The sequence below is a fragment of the Brucella sp. NBRC 12950 genome, from assembly GCF_030268145.1.
GTDB lineage: Bacteria > Pseudomonadota > Alphaproteobacteria > Rhizobiales > Rhizobiaceae > Brucella.
This window is the reverse complement of sequence record NZ_BSQC01000005.1, coordinates 170,335-188,247: the sequence shown is the minus strand read 5'-3', so window position 1 is coordinate 188,247 and position 17,913 is coordinate 170,335. Positions and strand designations below refer to the sequence as shown.

The following is a 17,913-nucleotide window of genomic DNA, read 5'->3' as shown; positions in this document are numbered from 1 at the left end:
GGTCGAAATCTAAAAGAGGAAGTTAGAGATATGAGCGAAGAAGCTCTTGGTGAACTTTCCGGCTATATCAAAGAACGTCTCGGCGATGCGATCGAAGAGGCGAAGCTGGCCTATGGCGAGCTTACTCTTAATGTTCCGGTTACGAGCCTGATCAGCGTTCTGACGTTTCTGCGCGATGACGTGCAGTGCCAGTTCGTGAACCTGACGGATATTTCCGGCGTAGACTATCCGCAGCGCGTTCAGCGCTTCGATGTTGTCTATCAGCTCATGTCTCCACGCCAGAACCTCCGCATTCGTGTGAAGGTTAAGGCTGATGAAGATACGCTGGTCCCTTCAGCTGTCGGCGTTTACGTCGGTGCTGAGTGGTTTGAACGTGAAACATACGACATGTATGGCGTTCTGTTTTCTGGCCACCCGGATCTGCGTCGCATTCTGACCGATTACGGTTTTGAAGGTCATCCGCTGCGCAAGGACTTCCCAACGACTGGTTTTGTTGAAGTTCGCTATAGCGATGAAGCAAAGCGCGTCGTTTATGAGCCTGTCATGCTGCGACAGGAATTCCGCAATTTTGATTTTCTCTCGCCATGGGAAGGGACGGATTACGTCCTGCCGGGCGATGAGAAAGCCAAGACGAACTGAGCGACAGGAAGCTGAACATGGCTGAGACTCAGGTCCGCAACTTTAATATCAACTTCGGTCCGCAGCATCCTGCTGCGCACGGCGTTTTGCGTCTTGTTCTTGAACTCGACGGCGAAGTCGTGGAACGCGTCGATCCGCATATCGGTCTGCTGCATCGCGGCACTGAAAAGCTGATGGAAACGAAGACCTATCTTCAGGCACTTCCTTACCTCGACCGCCTCGATTACGTGGCGCCGATGAACCAGGAACACGCCTATGCTTTGGCTGTTGAGCGTCTGCTCGGCATCACAGTGCCGAAGCGTGGCCAGCTGATCCGCGTTCTCTTTTCGGAAATCGGCCGTATCCTGAACCACATTCTGAACGTGACCACGCAGGCCATGGACGTCGGCGCACTGACGCCGCCGCTCTGGGGCTTCGAAGAGCGTGAAAAGCTGATGGTGTTCTACGAGCGCGCTTGTGGCGCCCGTATGCACGCAGCTTACTTCCGTCCAGGTGGCGTGCATCAGGATCTGCCTGATCAGCTAATCGAGGATATCGGCAAATGGATTGATCCATTTTTGTCGACGACGCTTACGAACCTCGATGATCTGATTACGCCAAACCGCATTTTCAAGCAGCGTAACGTCGATATTGGCGTTGTTTCGCTCGAAGATGCATGGGCATGGGGCTTCTCGGGCGTCATGGTTCGCGGTTCGGGTGCAGCATGGGATCTGCGCAAGTCGCAGCCTTATGAATGCTACAACGAAATGGAATTCGATATTCCTATCGGCAAGAACGGTGACTGCTATGACCGTTACCTGATCCGTATGGAAGAAATGCGCCAGTCGGCTCGCATTATGCGTCAGTGCGTAGATCTTCTGCTTGGTAAGGAACGCGTCGGTCCTGTTTCGAACACCGACAACAAGATCGTGCCGCCGAAGCGCGGCGAGATGAAGCGCTCGATGGAAGCGCTCATCCATCACTTCAAGCTTTACACGGAAGGCTACCATGTGCCTGCCGGTGAAGTTTACGCAGCAGTTGAAGCACCAAAGGGTGAATTTGGCGTCTTCCTCGTATCGGATGGCTCCAACAAGCCTTACCGCTGCAAGCTGCGCGCTCCGGGCTTTGCCCATCTTCAGGCTATGGATTTCCTGTGCCGCGGCCACATGTTGGCTGACGTGTCGGCAATTCTTGGCTCGCTCGATATCGTGTTTGGTGAGGTTGACCGCTGATGTCCGTTCGCCGTCTCGCAGATGATGCCGTCCAGCCGGCTGGTTTCGCTTTTAACGCGGATAACCAGGCATGGGCGCACAAGACGATCGCAAAATATCCGGAAGGCCGTCAGCAGTCGGCTGTTATTCCGCTGCTCATGCGTGCGCAGGAACAGGATGGCTGGGTCACGAAAGCCGCTATCGAACATGTCGCTGACATGCTCGATATGCCGCTGATCCGCGTTCTTGAAGTTGCGACTTTCTATACGCAGTTCCAGCTCAAGCCAGTTGGCACTCGCGCGCACATTCAGGTTTGCGGCACCACGCCATGCATGTTGCGTGGTTCGGAAGCCCTGATGGATGTTTGCCGTCATAAAATCCACCACGATCCTTTCGAGCTTAATGCCGAAGGCACGCTGTCGTGGGAAGAAGTCGAATGCCAGGGCGCTTGCGTCAATGCACCGATGGTCATGATCTTCAAGGACGCTTATGAAGATCTGACGCCAGAACGCCTGGCTGAAATCATCGATACGTTCGAAGCAGGCAAGGGCGACACTGTTAAGCCAGGTCCACAGGATGGCCGCATCACGTCTGAGCCTATGGGCGGACTGACGGCTTTGACCGAAGATCTGGACTACAGAAAAGTTGGTCTGGAAACCCGTAAGGCATCGGATGCCGCAGTTGCCAAAGCCAAGGCGGAAGCCGAAGCAAAGGCAAAGGCGGAAGCTGAAGCCGCAACCAAAGACGGAAGCAGGTGAGACATGCTGGCTGATAAAGATCGCATCTTCACCAATATTTATGGCTTTAAAGACCAGTCGCTGAAAGGCGCTATGTCGCGTGGCCATTGGGATAACACCAAGGGCTTCATCGAAAAGGGCCGCGACTGGATCATCAACGAAATGAAGGCTTCGAACCTTCGTGGACGTGGTGGCGCAGGCTTCCCGACTGGCCTCAAATGGTCATTTATGCCGAAGGAAGTGACGGATCGTCCGCATTACCTCGTCGTGAATGCCGATGAATCAGAGCCAGGCACTTGTAAGGACCGCGAAATTCTGCGCCACGATCCGCATACGCTGATCGAAGGCTGCGTGATCGCCGGTTGTGCCATGAGCGCCCATACCGCTTACATTTATCTGCGCGGCGAATTCATGCGTGAGCGTGAAGCGCTGCAGGCAGCGATTGATGAGTGCTATGACGCTGGCCTTCTGGGCAAGAACAATAAGTGCGGCTGGGATATGGATATTTTCCTCCATCACGGCGCCGGCGCTTATATCTGCGGTGAAGAAACAGCTCTTCTCGAAAGCCTTGAAGGCAAGAAGGGCCAGCCACGTCTGAAGCCTCCGTTCCCTGCGAACATGGGCCTTTATGGTTGCCCAACGACTGTTAACAACGTTGAATCGATTGCTGTTGCTCCGACAATCTTGCGTCGCGGCGGTGCATGGTTCTCGTCGATTGGCCGTCCGAACAACGTCGGTACCAAGCTGTTCCAGATTTCTGGTCATGTGAACACGCCTTGCACCGTTGAAGAAAGCCTCGGCATTACTTTCCGCGAGCTGATCGAAAAGCACGCTGGCGGTATCCGTGGTGGCTGGGACAATCTGCTCGGCGTTATTCCTGGCGGTGCTTCCTGCCCGATTATCAAGGGCGAAGACATGATGGATGCCATCATGGACTTTGACGGTATGCGCGAAAAGAAATCTTCGTTCGGCACCGGCGGCGTGATCGTCATGGACAAGTCCACTGACGTGATTAAGGCAATTGCCCGTCTTTCAGCTTTCTTCAAGCATGAAAGCTGCGGCCAGTGCACGCCTTGCCGTGAAGGCACGGGCTGGATGTGGCGCGTCATGGAACGCATGGTCAAGGGTAACGCGCAGAAGCGCGAAATCGACATGCTTCTCGACGTAACCAAGCAGATTGAAGGTCACACGATCTGCGCGCTTGGTGATGCTGCTGCATGGCCTATTCAGGGCTTGATCCGCAATTTCCGTCCGGAAATTGAAAAGCGCATTGACGATTATACACGCAACGCTGTTCAGAGCCGCAACATCCGCCTCGAAGCGGCTGAGTAAGCGGAAGAATACGTTGTATGTCCGCCCGGGAAGGGCGGACTTTAGAGTTTGACATCTGGAAGATGCGGCAAGAGCCGCAGGTTTGGATAAGCGATGGCAAATATTAAGGTTGACGGCACAGAGATCGAAGTACCCGATCACTATACGCTCCTTCAGGCTGCCGAAGCCGCGGGGGCTGAAGTCCCGCGTTTTTGTTTCCACGAACGGCTTTCTATCGCTGGAAACTGCCGCATGTGCCTTGTTGAAGTGAAGGGTGGACCGCCAAAGCCGGCAGCATCCTGCGCTATGGGTGTTCGCGATCTGCGTCCTGGCCCGAACGGCGAAGCACCTGAAATTTTCACCAACACGCCTATGGTCAAGAAGGCCCGCGAAGGCGTGATGGAATTCCTGCTCATCAACCATCCGCTCGATTGCCCGATCTGCGATCAGGCAGGTGAGTGCGATCTGCAGGATCAGGCAATGGCATTTGGTACCGATGGCTCGCGCTATCGCGAAAACAAGCGTGCTGTTGAGAACAAGTATATTGGTCCACTCGTCAAGACGGTGATGACGCGTTGCATTCACTGCACGCGCTGCGTTCGTTTCACGACTGAAGTGGCTGGCATTTCCGAGCTCGGCCTTATCGGTCGTGGTGAAGATGCTGAAATCACCACCTATCTTGAACGCGCAATGACCTCGGAACTGCAGGGCAATGTTATCGACCTTTGCCCGGTTGGTGCTCTGACTTCGCGTCCATATGAATTCCAGGCTCGTCCGTGGGAACTGAACAAGACTGAAACCATCGACGTGATGGATGCGGTCGGTTCGAACATCCGCGTTGATACCCGTGGCCGTGAAGTGATGCGCATCATGCCGCGCGTCAATGAAGCGGTGAACGAAGAGTGGATTTCCGACAAGACCCGCTTCATCTGGGATGGTCTGCGCACCCAGCGCCTTGATCGCCCATATGTTCGCAAGGATGGTCGTCTGGTTGCAGCATCGTGGCCAGAAGCTTTCGCAGCAATCGCTGCCAAGGTTTCCGCTACTTCCGCTGACAAGATCGGTGCAGTCGCTGGCGATCTGGCTTCGGTTGAAGAACTCTATGCTCTGAAAAGCCTCATTGCATCGCTCGGCTCGAAGAATATCGATAGCCGTCAGGATGGCGTAGCACTTGATCCAGCTTTGGGTCGTTCAAGCTATCTCTTTAACACAACGATCGAAGGCATTGAAAATGCTGACGCTCTTCTGATCATCGGCTCCAACCCACGCGTTGAAGCAGCTGTTCTGAACGCTCGTATTCGCAAGCGTCAGCGCATGGGCCATTTCCCGATCGCTCTGATCGGCGAACAGGCCGAACTGCGTTACGATTACGAATATCTGGGTGCAGGCGCAGACACACTCGCAGCAGTTGCTTCGGGCAAGAACGCATTCCGCGACGTGCTGGCAAAGGCTGAACGTCCATTGATCATCATTGGTCAGGGCGCGCTCACCGGCGAAAATGGTGCAGCAGTTCTCGCATCCGCTGCAAAGCTTGCTCAGGATGTTGGTGCAATCAACGGTGAGTGGAACGGTTTCTCGGTTCTTCACACTGCTGCTTCCCGCGTCGGTGCTCTTGATCTCGGCATTGTTCCGGGTGAGGGCGGCAAGGCTGCCCGCGATATGTTGGGCAATCTCGATGTTGTGTTCATGCTCGGTGCAGACGAACTCGACATGACGACCAAGGGTTCGAGCTTTGTTGTTTATATCGGTACGCATGGCGATGCCGGTGCACATGCCGCTGACGTTATCCTCCCAGGTGCAGCTTATACCGAAAAGTCGGGTACATGGCTCAACACTGAAGGTCGCGTACAGCTCGGCAACCGTGCTGGTTTCGCACCGGGCGAGGCGAAGGAAGATTGGGCAATCCTGCGCGCTCTTTCCGACACGCTCGGCAAGCGTCTGCCATTTGACAGCCTCGCACAGCTTCGCGCCAAGCTCTATGCAGACTTCCCGCATATGATGGCGATCGACACTATTACGCCTGCTTCGGCTGACGACATCGTCGCGCTGGCTGCAAAGGCAGCCAACCTTTCCGGCGGCGCTGCGTTCGTTTCGCCGGTCAAGGATTTCTACCTGACGAACCCAATCGCGCGTGCTTCCGCTGTCATGGCCGAGTGCTCGGCGCTTGCGGCCGGCAGCTTCCAACAGGCAGCTGAGTAAGCGAGAGAGAGACGGAATAATGGACGGAATTTTTGCAGCTTACGTCTTGCCCGCGCTAATCATGGCGCTGAAGTCGGTCGTTCTGCTTGTCGTATTGCTGATCGTCGTGGCTTACCTGCTTTATGCGGATCGTAAGATCTGGGCAGCTGTTCAGCTTCGCCGTGGACCAAACGTTGTTGGTCCATGGGGTCTCTTTCAGGCATTCGCCGATCTTTTGAAGTTTGTCTTCAAGGAACCAATCATTCCTTCGGGCGCAAACAAGGGCGTGTTCCTTCTTGCACCGTTTGTTTCAGCGGTTCTGGCAATGGCAACCTGGGCAGTCATCCCGGTCAATGAAGGCTGGGCGATTGCTAATATTAATGTCGGCATTCTCTATATCTTCGCCATTTCTTCGCTTGAAGTTTACGGCGTGATCATGGGCGGCTGGGCCTCGAACTCGAAGTACCCGTTCCTCGGCGCACTTCGTTCGGCAGCACAGATGGTCTCTTATGAAGTGTCGATCGGTTTCGTGATTGTCACGGTTCTTCTGACGGTTGGCTCGCTCAACCTGACGGATATCGTGCTGTCGCAGAATACGGGTCTCGGCACATCGCTCGGCCTGCCTGCTTCGTTCCTCGACTGGAACTGGCTGGTACTGTTTCCAATGTTCGTGATCTTCTTCATTTCGGCGCTTGCTGAAACGAACCGTCCGCCATTCGATCTTGTCGAAGCTGAATCTGAACTCGTGGCCGGTCACATGATCGAATATTCGTCCACGCCGTTCCTTCTGTTCTTCCTCGGCGAGTATGTGGCGATCACGCTGATGTGCGCCCTGATGACCACACTCTTCCTTGGCGGCTGGTTGCCTCCGGTTGACGTATGGTTCCTCAACTGGGTTCCGGGCATCATCTGGTTCATGCTCAAGCTCTGCTTCTGCTTCTTCATGTTCGCCATGGTGAAGGCTTTCGTACCGCGTTACCGTTACGACCAGCTGATGCGTCTGGGTTGGAAAGTGTTCCTGCCGATTTCGCTGGCAATGGTTGTTCTGACCGCGACCGTCATCAAAGTCTTCGATCTGGTGTAAGGAGAAAGACAAATGGCTTCATTCGCACAAGCCGCGAAATCCCTCCTTCTCAAGGAGTTCGTCGGTGCTTTCTTCCTCTCCATGCGTCAGTTCTTTGCGCCCAAGGCGACACTGAACTACCCGCATGAAAAAGGTCCCGTTTCGCCACGTTTCCGTGGCGAGCACGCGCTGCGCCGTTATCCCAACGGCGAAGAACGCTGCATTGCCTGCAAGCTCTGCGAAGCGATCTGCCCGGCGCAGGCTATCACCATTGAAGCTGGTCCGCGCCGCAATGACGGCACGCGCCGCACGGTGCGTTACGACATCGATATGGTGAAGTGCATCTATTGTGGCTTCTGTCAGGAAGCTTGCCCGGTGGATGCAATCGTTGAAGGTCCGAACTTCGAGTTTGCGACCGAAACCCGCGAAGAGCTCTATTATGACAAGGACAAGCTCCTTGCCAATGGCGATCGCTGGGAACGCGAAATTGCGCGCAACATCGCGATGGATGCGCCATATCGCTGATTGGTTTTGCTGAAACCTTGTTTCGGCATCCGGTTTGAAAAGCGGCAACAAGAAGGGGCGGCCCGTCTTGTTGCTGGAATTTAAGTTTCGCGATTATTCGCGGCAAACAAAGACTAAAGCGGATGAAGCAATCAGGCTTTGTCCACGGAAAGGTGTTGGGGGATCCCCATGCTGACAGGTATTGCGGCAGCGTTCTTCTATCTGTTCGCCTTTATCATGATCGCAAGCGCGTTCATGGTGATTGCGGCACGCAACCCCGTGCATTCGGTGCTGTTTCTGATCCTCGCTTTCTTCAATGCAGCGGCGCTGTTCCTGCTGACGGGGGCCGAGTTCCTCGCCATGATCCTGCTCGTCGTTTATGTCGGTGCTGTGGCGGTTCTCTTCCTCTTCGTCGTCATGATGCTGGATGTTGACTTCTCCGAATTGAAGCGCGGTGCGCTGCAATATGCGCCGGTTGGCGCTCTGGTCGGTCTCATTCTGTTGGGCGAGCTGATTGTTGTTTTTGCGGGTTCGATGTTCACGCCTAAGCTGGGGCAGGGCGCAGTTCCGATCCCTGATCTTGCTGAACGCACCAACACCGCAGCCCTCGGTGATATTCTTTACACCGACTTCGTCTTCCACTTCCAGATTGCAGGATTGGTCCTTCTCGTAGCCATGATCGGCGCGATCGTTCTGACGCTGCGGCACAAGCCGAATGTTAAGCGCCAGTCGATCCCGGATCAGGTCGCTCGTACGCCTGAGACGGCGATCGAGATCAAGAAGGTCGAACCGGGCAAGGGCATCTGAGGATAAGAATATGGAAATCGGTATTTCTCATTATCTGACCGTTTCGGCCATCCTGTTCACCCTTGGCGTTTTCGGTATCTTCTTAAACCGTAAGAACGTCATTGTTATCCTGATGTCTGTCGAATTGATCCTTCTCTCGGTCAATCTCAATTTCGTGGCGTTTTCTTCTGTGCTTGGCGATATGGTCGGACAGGTTTTCGCGCTCTTCGTTCTGACTGTTGCGGCTGCTGAAGCAGCTATCGGTCTGGCAATCCTCGTTGTTTTCTTCCGTAATCGCGGCTCCATCGCGGTGGAAGACGTCAATGTTATGAAAGGTTGACGGGCAAATGCTCTACTACGCGATCGTCTTCCTTCCGCTTATCGGCTTTCTTGTTGCTGGCCTGTTCGGCAACAAGATCGGAGCCAAAGCGAGTGAATACATCACTTCCGGCCTGATGGTGATCGTCGCGATCCTGTCATGGGTCGTGTTCTTCAAGATCCCACTTGGCCACGATGCCGAAACAATTCGTATCCCTGTTCTTCACTGGGTTACGTCCGGTTCGCTGTCGTTTGATTGGGCTCTGCGTGTTGATACGCTGACTGGCGTTATGCTCGTCGTGATCAACTCGGTGTCGGCACTGGTGCACATTTATTCGATCGGATACATGCACCACGATCCACATCGTCCGCGCTTCTTTGCTTATCTTTCGCTCTTCACCTTTGCCATGCTCATGCTGGTAACCTCGGACAATCTGATCCAGATGTTCTTCGGCTGGGAAGGCGTTGGTCTCGCATCCTACCTTCTGATCGGTTTCTGGTTCCAGAAGCCATCGGCAAATGCTGCTGCAATGAAGGCATTCGTGGTCAACCGCGTTGGTGACTTCGGCTTCCTGCTCGGCATCTTCGGTCTGTTCGCACTGTTCCAGTCGGTTGATTACAACACGATCTTCTCAGCCGCGGCGACCTATCTGCCAGCTGAAGGTGCAAGCGATGCCGGTTCGGTTGTTCTTAACTTCCTCGGCTATGAGCTGCACAAGGAAACCGCTCTGACGGTTGTCTGCCTTCTGCTCTTCATGGGTGCTATGGGTAAGTCCGCGCAGTTCCTGCTGCACACCTGGCTTCCTGACGCGATGGAAGGCCCGACGCCTGTGTCCGCGCTTATTCACGCGGCAACGATGGTGACCGCGGGTGTGTTCATGGTTGCGCGCCTGTCGCCGATCTTCGAACTCTCGCACACTGCTCTGCTGATCGTGACGATCATCGGTGCAACGACAGCTTTCTTTGCTGCAACCGTTGCTCTGGTTCAGAACGACATCAAGCGCGTTATCGCTTACTCGACCTGTTCGCAGCTTGGTTACATGTTTGCGGCTCTGGGTGTTGGCGCTTACGGTGCTGCTGTATTCCACCTGTTCACGCACGCTTTCTTCAAGGCTCTTCTGTTCCTTTGCGCAGGCTCGGTCATCCATGCCGTGTCTGAAGAACAGGACATGCGTCGCATGGGTGGTCTGCGTAAGCTGATCCCGATCACCTACTGGATGATGATGATTGGTACTGTTGCGATTACGGGTCTGGGTGTACCAGGCACGATCATCGGTACCGCTGGCTTCTTCTCGAAGGATGCCATCATCGAGTCGGTCTTCGCATCGCACAGCATCGCATCAGGTTACGCTTTCACGCTCCTCGTGATCGCGGCAATGTTCACCAGCTTCTACTCATGGCGCCTGATTTTCATGACCTTCTATGGCAAGCCACGCGCTTCCGCTGAAGTCATGCATCACGTCCATGAATCGCCTCCGGTGATGCTTGTACCGTTGCTGATCCTCGCTGTCGGCGCTCTGCTTGCAGGTGTCGTGTTCAAGGAATTCTTCTTCGGTCACGAATATGCCGAGTTCTGGAAGGGTGCGCTCTTCACGTTGCCAAGCAACGAAATCCTGGAGCATTATCACCATGTTCCACTGTGGGTTAAGTTGTCGCCGTTCATCGCTATGCTGATCGGTCTTGTAACGGCCTGGATTTTCTATATCCGTGCGCCGCACATTCCAAAGGCACTCGCAGAACGCCATCGTGGTCTGTACCAGTTCCTTCTCAATAAGTGGTACTTCGACGAATTGTATGACTTTATCTTCGTCCGTCCTGCACGTTTCCTCGGCCGCTTCTTCTGGAAGGTCGGTGATGGCAAGATTATCGACGGATACGGTCCTAATGGTGTCGCCGCACGCGTTCTTGATGTTACGGGTCGCGTTGTGAAGATGCAGTCGGGTTACCTTTATCACTACGCATTCGCGATGCTTATCGGCGTCGCCGCGCTCGTCACCTGGATGATGCTCGGGAGCTCTTTCTGATGACCGATTGGCCAATTCTTTCTACGGTCACATTCCTGCCGCTCGTCGGCGCCTTGTTGATCCTTCTCATCAAGGATGACAGCGAAGCCTCGCGTCGCAACATCAAGAATGTTGCGCTGCTGACCACGGTTTTCGTCTTCATTCTATCGCTGGTTATCTGGGCCGGATTTGATAATTCAAATCCAGGCTTCCAGATGGTCGAACAGATCGACTGGCTCGGTGGTGGCATTTCCTACCACATGGGCGTTGACGGCATTTCCATGCTGTTTGTCGTGCTCTCCGCTTTCCTCATGCCGTTCTGCATCTTGGCAAGCTGGTTGGCTATCGACAAGCGCGTCAAGGAATACATGATCGCTTTCCTTATTCTGGAAACGCTCATGATCGGCGTGTTCTGCGCGCTCGACCTGTTCCTGTTCTACGTGTTCTTTGAAGCAAGCCTTATCCCGATGTTCATCATCATCGGTGTTTGGGGTGGCAAGCGCCGCGTTTATGCAAGCTTCAAGTTCTTCCTCTACACACTGCTCGGCTCCGTGCTGATGCTGATCGCGATCATGGCAATGTACTGGCAGGCCGGTACACTCAATATCGTCGAACTGCTGAAATACGACTTCCCGGCAGGTATGCAGACGTGGCTGTGGCTGGCGTTCTTCGCATCCTTCGCGGTCAAGATGCCAATGTGGCCGGTTCATACCTGGTTGCCTGATGCGCACGTTGAAGCGCCGACGGCAGGCTCGGTCATTTTGGCTGGTATTCTTCTGAAGCTCGGCGGCTACGGCTTCCTGCGCTTCTCGCTGCCGATGTTCCCGCTTGCATCTGCCGATTTTGCACCATTTGTCTTTGCATTATCTGCAATTGCTATCGTCTACACCTCGCTCGTGGCTTTGGTGCAGGAAGATATCAAGAAGCTGATTGCTTACTCGTCGGTTGCGCACATGGGCTATGTGACCATGGGTATCTTCGCCGCCAACGAGCAGGGCGTGCAGGGTGCAATCTTCCAGATGCTCTCGCATGGTATTGTTTCGGGCGCGCTCTTCCTTTGCGTGGGCGTCATCTATGACCGTATGCATACCCGTGAGATTTCGGCCTTTGGCGGTCTCGTCAACAACATGCCGAAATATGCGGTTGCCTTCCTCATCCTGACGATGGCGAATGTGGGTCTTCCGGGTACTTCGGGCTTTGTGGGTGAATTCCTCACGCTGTTCGGTGTCTTCCGCGTCAATACGTGGGTTGCACTGTTCGCGACATCGGGTGTGATCCTGTCGGCAGCCTATGCGCTGTGGCTCTATCGCAACGTGGTGTTTGGTGCGCTGACCAAGGAAAGCCTCAAGGGCCTTCTCGACCTCAGCCCGCGTGAAAAGCTGATCCTGTATCCGCTTGTGATCCTCACTATCTTCTTCGGTGTGTATCCGGTTCCGGTCTTTGATGCGACCGCAAGCGCCGTGCATGCACTGGTTACTAATTACGACGCAGCGCTGGCAAATGCCGCTAGCGCTACGCTGGCGCAGTAAGTAAAGGCGTAGGCTTGATGCAAACCGACCTGATTGCTTCCCTGTCTCTCGCAGCTCCCGAGGTTCTCCTCGCGCTGAGCGGACTGGCATTGCTCATGATCGGCGTGTTCTCCGGAGAGCGCGCCTCAACCCTCGTCAATGGACTTGCAGTCGCTGTTTTGATTGCAGCACTGGCTCTTGTCGTGATCTTCCCGCACAACGGCACTGCTTTCGGCGGCAGCTTTGTAAGCGATGGCTTCGCACGTTTCATGAAGGCGCTGACACTGATCGGCTCCATCGTGACACTCGTTATGTCCGTTGGCTTTGCGCGTGAAGAAAAGTTCGACAAGTTCGAATTCCCAGTGCTGATCGTGCTTTCGACGCTCGGCATGCTCATTATGGTGTCGGCATCGAACATGCTGACGCTTTATATGGGTCTCGAACTGCAGTCGCTTGCACTCTATGTGCTTGCAGCCTTCAATCGTGACAGCGTTCGCTCCACCGAAGCTGGCCTCAAGTACTTCGTACTGGGTGCGCTTTCGTCGGGTATGCTGCTCTACGGTATCAGCCTTGTTTACGGTTACACCGGCCATATCGGCTTTGCCGAAATCGCAACCGCTATCAGCGGCGGCGAGCGTCAGCTTGGTCTGGTCTTCGGTCTGGTGTTCATTCTGGCAGGTCTCTGCTTCAAGATTTCCGCTGTTCCATTCCATATGTGGACGCCGGACGTTTATGAAGGTTCGCCAACGCCTGTAACCGCATTCTTTGCAGCCGCTCCAAAGATGGCAGCGATGGCTCTGATCGTTCGTGTTGTTGAAGGCGCATTTGCTCCTGTGACCCACGACTGGCAGCAGGTTATCACTTTCGTCGCGATTGCTTCGATGGTGCTGGGTGCTTTTGCCGCTATCGGTCAGCGCAACATCAAGCGCCTGATGGCCTACTCGTCGATCAGCCACATGGGCTATGCTCTGGTTGGTCTGGCTGCCGGTACGGTTGTTGGTGTTAAGGGTGTTGCGCTTTACATGGCGATCTATCTCGTCATGACGCTGGGTAGCTTTGCCTTCATCCTGTCCATGCGGACCAAGGACGGCAATGTTGAGCAGATCGAAGATCTTGCTGGTCTGTCGCGCACCAATCCGGTGATGGCAACCATCATGACCATGATGCTGTTCTCGCTTGCTGGTATTCCGCCGCTCGCTGGCTTCTTCGGTAAGTGGTACACCTTCGTTGCGGCCGTTGAAGTGGGTCTTTATCCGCTGGCAATCATCGGTATCGTCGCTTCGGTTGTTGGTGCATTCTACTACCTGCGCATGATCAAGATCATGTGGTTCGATGAGCCAACAACGACTTTCGTTCCAGCAGCAATTGAGCTGCGTCTGGTACTGCTCGTTTCGGGTGCTTTCGTTCTGTTCTATGGACTGATCGGTGGCTGGCTCGGCGGCTTGGCTGAAACTGCAGCGAAGACGTTCTTCTGAGCATGACAATGAATAAGGCCGCAGGTGATGGCATGGGTTTCACGCTGGCACCTGCGGCTTTAGCAGACGAATACCGACTGGAGTTTTTTCCGGTCGTTGGTTCTACCAATGCAGAGGCGCTTGCACAGGCTAATGCCGGGGATGCTGGGCGCATCTGGTTCGTTTCTCCCAAACAGGAGAGCGGACGAGGGCGTCGTGGCCGTACGTGGACCGCGCCCGAAGGCAATCTTGCCGCAACTCTGCTTCTCGTTGATCGTTTTGATCCCAAAACTGCCGCCACACTCGGTTTTGTCGCAGGTCTCGCTTTGGCGGATGCTGTTGACGCCGTTTTGCCAGAAGCTGTAGCTGCCCGCGTCAATGTCGCGCTCAAATGGCCGAATGATGTGCTGGTTGATGGCGCAAAGCTTTCCGGAATTCTGCTTGAATCAACCATGCTCTCGGATGGACGTTTCGGAATAGCGATTGGCATGGGCACGAATGTCGTTGCAGCGCCTGAGGGCTTGCCTTACGCCGCAACCTCGATCAACGGATTGGGCGGCAATACGGATGCCGCTACGCTGTTTCTGGCGCTTTCGGATGCATGGTGCCAATATTACCGCATCTGGGATCAGGGGCGGGGATTGAACAATATTCGCGAACTTTGGCTGAAGCGCGCGCACGGTCTCGGCCAGCCTGTTGCTATGCAGCTCAATGGCCGGATTGTTGAAGGCGTTTTTGAAACTATCGATTCGGAGTGTCGGCTGGTCATCCGTGAGGACGATGGAACACGCGTGCCTGTGACCGCTGGCGATGTCTATTTTGGAACGGCAGCATCTGTTAAAGCCGTTTCCTGAAGCAATGTATGTGCACAATAGGCCTCAGTTTGCGCCGTTCCGGGCTTGAAAACTATCGGTAGTCGGTTCAACAGAGGCATAATCAGAGCATCTTCGGTGAAGAATTGTTTTCTCTTCCGGAACAGGATGCGCATTATATCAAAAAGTTAGAGTGTTAAGCTGAATCAATTTGCTAAGAAGACACTCTAAAACGAAGTTAGAACAGGGAGGCATTATGCCCCGCTCACCATCGACGCAATTTGTCTTCCTGCCGCTCGGCGGTGTCGGCGAAATCGGCATGAACCTCGCCATGTATGGCTTTGGTCCTGAAGACAATCGTGAATGGATCGTGGTTGACATGGGCGTAAGCTTTGCCGGACCGGAACATCCGGGCGCGGACCTTATTCTCCCTGACATTCGTTTTCTCGAAGCTGAAAAGCACAATCTGCGCGGCATCGTCATCACGCATGCGCACGAAGACCACTACGGCGCATTGCTCGATCTCTGGCCGCGTCTGAAGACGCCCGTCCATGCAACGCCATTCACGGCTGGCCTGCTTGAAGCCAAGCGCCAGTCTGAATTCGGTGCGCCGGAAATCCCGATGAATATTTTCAAGGCGGGTGAAAGCTTTGAAATCGGCCCGTTCAAGTTGGAAGCGATTGCAGTTACGCACTCGATCCCTGAACCTGTTTCGCTGGCGATTACCACGCCACTTGGCACGGTCGTTCATACCGGCGACTGGAAGATGGATCCGGACCCTTCAATGGGGCCGCTGATTGATGAAGCACGTTTCCGTGCGCTTGGTGATCAGGGTGTTCTGGCGCTTGTCTGCGACTCCACCAATGCGATGCGCGAAGGGGAATCTCCATCCGAGCGTCAGGTTGGCGAAAGCCTGCGCGAACTGATCGAAAATGCGCGCGGACGCGTCGCCATCACGACGTTCTCATCCAATGTCGGTCGTATCCGCTCGATCACCGAAGCCGCACGCGATGCGGGTCGTCAGGTGCTGGTGGTTGGTCGTTCCATGAAACGCACAATCGCCGTGGCAACAGAACTTGGCTATATGGAAGGCTTGCCTGAGTTCCTCAGCGAAGACGATTATGGCTATATCCCGCGTGAAAACGTCGTGATGATCCTGACGGGCAGTCAGGGCGAGCCGCGTGCAGCGCTTGCGAAGCTGGCACGCGATGAAATGCGCAGCATTGCGCTTTCGGCTGGCGATACAGTTATTTTCTCGTCGCGTCCAATTCCGGGCAATGAAAAGGCCATTCTAGACATCAAGAACAAGCTTATCGATCAAGGTATCAAGCTGATCAGCGATGATGATGCGCTTGTGCATGTTTCAGGCCATCCGCGAAGAGCTGAGTTGAAGCGCATGTATTCATGGGTGCGCCCGAAGATTCTTGTGCCTGTTCATGGTGAAGCCGCGCATCTGGTTGCTCAGGGTTCGCTTGGTGCAATGGAAGGCATCGAAGAGATTGCGCAGGTGCGCGACGGCGATATGCTGCGCCTTGCTCCCGGCAAGGCTGAAATCATCGATGAAGCCCCGATTGGTCGTATATACAAGGACGGCAAGCTGATCGGTGACGAAGACGAAATCGGTATGGTTGAGCGTCGCAAGCTTGCCTATGTCGGTCATGTTGCTGTTTCCGTACTGCTTGATCGCGATTTCAAGATCATGGACGAGCCTGATCTCGTGGCTTTCGGTCTGCCGGAAGAAGATGCGCAGGGCGATCTGATGGAAGATATTCTGCTCGATTCCGCTATCGAAGCCATCGACAGCATTCCGCGCGCCCGCCGCAAGGATCTGGAAGTCGTTCGCGAATCTGTTCGCCGCGCTGTTCGCGCTGCGACAAATGAGGCATGGGGCAAAAAGCCGGTAGTGACGGTGTTTATCAACCGGATAAAGTAGGCTTCAGTTTTCGGGAGGAGGACACTGATGCTTGAACGCCTGAACCATGTCGCAATCGCGGTTCCGGATATAAAGACCGCATCTGCGCTCTATAGCGCGCAGCTGGGTGCGAAAGTTACAGCGCCACAGGCTTTGCCCGAACAAGGTGTGACTGTGGTTTTCATTGACGTCGGCAATACCAAGATCGAGTTGCTTGAGCCTTTGGGCGAGGGATCGCCCATCGCAAGCTTCTTGGAAAAGAACCCTTCCGGCGGTATGCATCATCTTTGCTATGAAGTTGCAGATATTATCGCCGCTCGTGACCATCTTAAAGCGGAAGGCGCACGCATTCTCGGTAACGGCGAGCCAAAGATCGGTGCGCACGGAAAGCCCGTACTATTTTTGCATCCCAAGGACTTCAATGGGACACTGATCGAGCTTGAGGAGGCATGAAATGACCATCGTTTCCGGCGTCGCAATGTATTTTATCTTCTGGTGGATAACATTGTTTGCCCTTCTACCCGTTGGTTTGCGCACACAGGCCGAAGAAAAAGAGGTCACATTGGGCACCGTTGCCAGTGCTCCTGCAAAGCCACGCATCGGTCTCGCCTTTCTGCGTACGACCTTTGTCGCGACCGCTATCTTCTGCCTCTATTATTACATGACGCAGGTCCAGGGTCTTGGGCTTGATGATATTCCGCACTTCTTTCCCGATCTGAAGTAAAAGCGGACACTCTATTTCCAGAAATTTGTAAGATGAAAAAACCAAATGCCTATTTTTTAGGCATTTGGTTCACGCTAGGCATTTTCGCGGCTGTTGCTGCCTACAGGCTATGAATCTAAAACTCATCAATTCTTTATAACTGTTTGAATCGATAGAAAATTAGCGCTTAGAGAAACTCGCTCTATGATGAAAACCGGCTGTCGATATCATGGTGTTCAAGTCAATAAAAAAGAGCACCCGACACTGCGTTTTGCAGTCAGAGAAATAATAAAACTATCAATGGGTTAATTCTGCGGGAGTTGGCATTTTTTATTGTGAGTTAAGTAAAGCCAAAAAAAAAGCAAGGCTTTCGCCTTGCTAGTCGAATACGCGTTCGACCCGTTTCCATTTTACTGGCGGCAGCGAGTAATCGCGCCTGGATCCATCCTCCCAAGACTTTGACCGCGTGAACCAACGGTTAATTCCGTTGTTAGGCTTATTGATGAAAAAAATAGCGGACTGCACAGCTTTTGTCACCAAAAATCTTTCACAATGTCATATTTCGTTCGTAATTTTTCCCAGAAGGATGTGCAGTTTAATTAATGTATTGAAATTGAATATAAATCTCGCTGTGTATAGTTTCTTGCGATCTACTTTCATGTTTAGGTGATGTTTGTGGATGGCAAAAACCCATATCAGCAAAGCAGTGGCGGGCGGGTTTTCAACAGCGGCATAACCCGTTATGAAACCGGCAAGTTTGCTTAATTTTTGCCTGATTCTACACGCACTCAGTTG

Annotated in this window: 16 protein-coding genes; all 16 read left to right on the top strand. The window is 53.9% G+C overall.

Going from position 1 to position 17,913, the window contains the following annotated elements; genetic code table 11:
* The first annotated feature begins 30 nt into the window (after positions 1-30).
* The 16 genes from QSJ70_RS10405 (at position 31) to QSJ70_RS10330 (ending at position 17,139) form a co-directional block, all read left to right on the top strand.
* The gene (locus QSJ70_RS10405; RefSeq protein ID WP_064320469.1) at positions 31-639 is read left to right on the top strand and encodes an NADH-quinone oxidoreductase subunit C; all 609 of its coding nucleotides are present in this window, start codon (positions 31-33) and stop codon (positions 637-639) included.
* Positions 640-656: 17 nt separating this feature from the next.
* A complete protein-coding gene (locus QSJ70_RS10400; RefSeq protein WP_007874540.1) occupies positions 657-1,850 on the top strand; it encodes an NADH-quinone oxidoreductase subunit D in 1,194 nt (397 codons plus the stop codon).
* A complete protein-coding gene (gene nuoE, locus QSJ70_RS10395) occupies positions 1,850-2,587 on the top strand; it encodes an NADH-quinone oxidoreductase subunit NuoE (RefSeq protein WP_064320470.1) in 738 nt (245 codons plus the stop codon). Before QSJ70_RS10400 ends, nuoE begins: the two co-directional genes overlap by 1 nt.
* 3 nt (positions 2,588-2,590) lie before the next feature.
* Positions 2,591-3,898, top strand: coding sequence for an NADH-quinone oxidoreductase subunit NuoF (gene nuoF, locus QSJ70_RS10390; RefSeq protein WP_007874542.1), 1,308 nt, complete (start codon positions 2,591-2,593; stop codon positions 3,896-3,898).
* Between the two features lie 93 nt (positions 3,899-3,991).
* Complete coding sequence (gene nuoG / locus QSJ70_RS10385) at positions 3,992-6,076, top strand: NADH-quinone oxidoreductase subunit NuoG (protein ID WP_285536193.1); 2,085 nt, start codon at positions 3,992-3,994, stop codon at positions 6,074-6,076.
* A gap of 19 nt (positions 6,077-6,095) precedes the next feature.
* Positions 6,096-7,139: an NADH-quinone oxidoreductase subunit NuoH gene (nuoH, locus tag QSJ70_RS10380; protein WP_007874545.1), complete on the top strand. Its 1,044-nt coding sequence runs from the start codon at positions 6,096-6,098 to the stop codon at positions 7,137-7,139.
* Between the two features lie 12 nt (positions 7,140-7,151).
* Positions 7,152-7,643 carry an NADH-quinone oxidoreductase subunit NuoI gene (gene nuoI, locus QSJ70_RS10375; RefSeq protein WP_007874549.1) on the top strand — a complete coding sequence of 164 codons (492 nt, stop codon included), beginning with the start codon at positions 7,152-7,154 and terminating at the stop codon, positions 7,641-7,643.
* 168 nt (positions 7,644-7,811) lie between these two features.
* Positions 7,812-8,429, top strand: a complete 618-nt coding sequence (locus QSJ70_RS10370; RefSeq protein ID WP_007874551.1) for an NADH-quinone oxidoreductase subunit J — start codon at positions 7,812-7,814, stop codon at positions 8,427-8,429.
* Between the two features lie 10 nt (positions 8,430-8,439).
* Positions 8,440-8,748, top strand: a complete 309-nt coding sequence (nuoK, locus tag QSJ70_RS10365) for an NADH-quinone oxidoreductase subunit NuoK (protein ID WP_007874552.1) — start codon at positions 8,440-8,442, stop codon at positions 8,746-8,748.
* A gap of 7 nt (positions 8,749-8,755) precedes the next feature.
* Positions 8,756-10,750, top strand: coding sequence for an NADH-quinone oxidoreductase subunit L (nuoL, locus tag QSJ70_RS10360; RefSeq protein ID WP_194778810.1), 1,995 nt, complete (start codon positions 8,756-8,758; stop codon positions 10,748-10,750).
* Complete coding sequence (locus QSJ70_RS10355) at positions 10,750-12,258, top strand: NADH-quinone oxidoreductase subunit M (RefSeq protein ID WP_007874554.1); 1,509 nt, start codon at positions 10,750-10,752, stop codon at positions 12,256-12,258. Before nuoL ends, QSJ70_RS10355 begins: the two co-directional genes overlap by 1 nt.
* A gap of 17 nt (positions 12,259-12,275) precedes the next feature.
* A complete protein-coding gene (nuoN, locus tag QSJ70_RS10350) occupies positions 12,276-13,712 on the top strand; it encodes an NADH-quinone oxidoreductase subunit NuoN (protein WP_200635300.1) in 1,437 nt (478 codons plus the stop codon).
* A gap of 32 nt (positions 13,713-13,744) precedes the next feature.
* On the top strand, positions 13,745-14,545 hold the full coding sequence (locus tag QSJ70_RS10345; protein WP_285536446.1) for a biotin--[acetyl-CoA-carboxylase] ligase: 801 nt from the start codon (positions 13,745-13,747) through the stop codon (positions 14,543-14,545).
* Between the two features lie 214 nt (positions 14,546-14,759).
* Positions 14,760-16,436, top strand: coding sequence for a ribonuclease J (locus QSJ70_RS10340; RefSeq protein ID WP_285536169.1), 1,677 nt, complete (start codon positions 14,760-14,762; stop codon positions 16,434-16,436).
* Between the two features lie 27 nt (positions 16,437-16,463).
* Positions 16,464-16,868 (top strand): methylmalonyl-CoA epimerase, encoded by a 405-nt coding sequence (gene mce / locus QSJ70_RS10335; protein ID WP_285536168.1) that lies wholly within the window; start codon positions 16,464-16,466, stop codon positions 16,866-16,868.
* 1 nt (position 16,869) lies between these two features.
* The gene (locus QSJ70_RS10330) at positions 16,870-17,139 is read left to right on the top strand and encodes a DUF1467 family protein (protein WP_285536166.1); all 270 of its coding nucleotides are present in this window, start codon (positions 16,870-16,872) and stop codon (positions 17,137-17,139) included.
* Positions 17,140-17,913 lie beyond the last annotated feature (774 nt).

What these genes read in the sequence shown, in the direction of transcription:
- nuoF (WP_007874542.1), top strand. Translation starts at nt 2,591, where the DNA reads ATGCTGGCTGATAAAGATCGCATCTTCACCAATATTTATGGCTTTAAA.
- QSJ70_RS10400 (WP_007874540.1), top strand. Translation starts at nt 657, where the DNA reads ATGGCTGAGACTCAGGTCCGCAACTTTAATATCAACTTCGGTCCGCAG.
- QSJ70_RS10370 (WP_007874551.1), top strand. Translation starts at nt 7,812, where the DNA reads ATGCTGACAGGTATTGCGGCAGCGTTCTTCTATCTGTTCGCCTTTATC.
- nuoI (WP_007874549.1), top strand. Translation starts at nt 7,152, where the DNA reads ATGGCTTCATTCGCACAAGCCGCGAAATCCCTCCTTCTCAAGGAGTTC.
- nuoE (WP_064320470.1), top strand. Translation starts at nt 1,850, where the DNA reads ATGTCCGTTCGCCGTCTCGCAGATGATGCCGTCCAGCCGGCTGGTTTC.
- nuoN (WP_200635300.1), top strand. Translation starts at nt 12,276, where the DNA reads ATGCAAACCGACCTGATTGCTTCCCTGTCTCTCGCAGCTCCCGAGGTT.
- nuoH (WP_007874545.1), top strand. Translation starts at nt 6,096, where the DNA reads ATGGACGGAATTTTTGCAGCTTACGTCTTGCCCGCGCTAATCATGGCG.
- QSJ70_RS10405 (WP_064320469.1), top strand. Translation starts at nt 31, where the DNA reads ATGAGCGAAGAAGCTCTTGGTGAACTTTCCGGCTATATCAAAGAACGT.
- QSJ70_RS10340 (WP_285536169.1), top strand. Translation starts at nt 14,760, where the DNA reads ATGCCCCGCTCACCATCGACGCAATTTGTCTTCCTGCCGCTCGGCGGT.
- QSJ70_RS10330 (WP_285536166.1), top strand. Translation starts at nt 16,870, where the DNA reads ATGACCATCGTTTCCGGCGTCGCAATGTATTTTATCTTCTGGTGGATA.
- nuoL (WP_194778810.1), top strand. Translation starts at nt 8,756, where the DNA reads ATGCTCTACTACGCGATCGTCTTCCTTCCGCTTATCGGCTTTCTTGTT.
- nuoK (WP_007874552.1), top strand. Translation starts at nt 8,440, where the DNA reads ATGGAAATCGGTATTTCTCATTATCTGACCGTTTCGGCCATCCTGTTC.
- mce (WP_285536168.1), top strand. Translation starts at nt 16,464, where the DNA reads ATGCTTGAACGCCTGAACCATGTCGCAATCGCGGTTCCGGATATAAAG.
- QSJ70_RS10345 (WP_285536446.1), top strand. Translation starts at nt 13,745, where the DNA reads ATGGGTTTCACGCTGGCACCTGCGGCTTTAGCAGACGAATACCGACTG.
- nuoG (WP_285536193.1), top strand. Translation starts at nt 3,992, where the DNA reads ATGGCAAATATTAAGGTTGACGGCACAGAGATCGAAGTACCCGATCAC.
- QSJ70_RS10355 (WP_007874554.1), top strand. Translation starts at nt 10,750, where the DNA reads ATGACCGATTGGCCAATTCTTTCTACGGTCACATTCCTGCCGCTCGTC.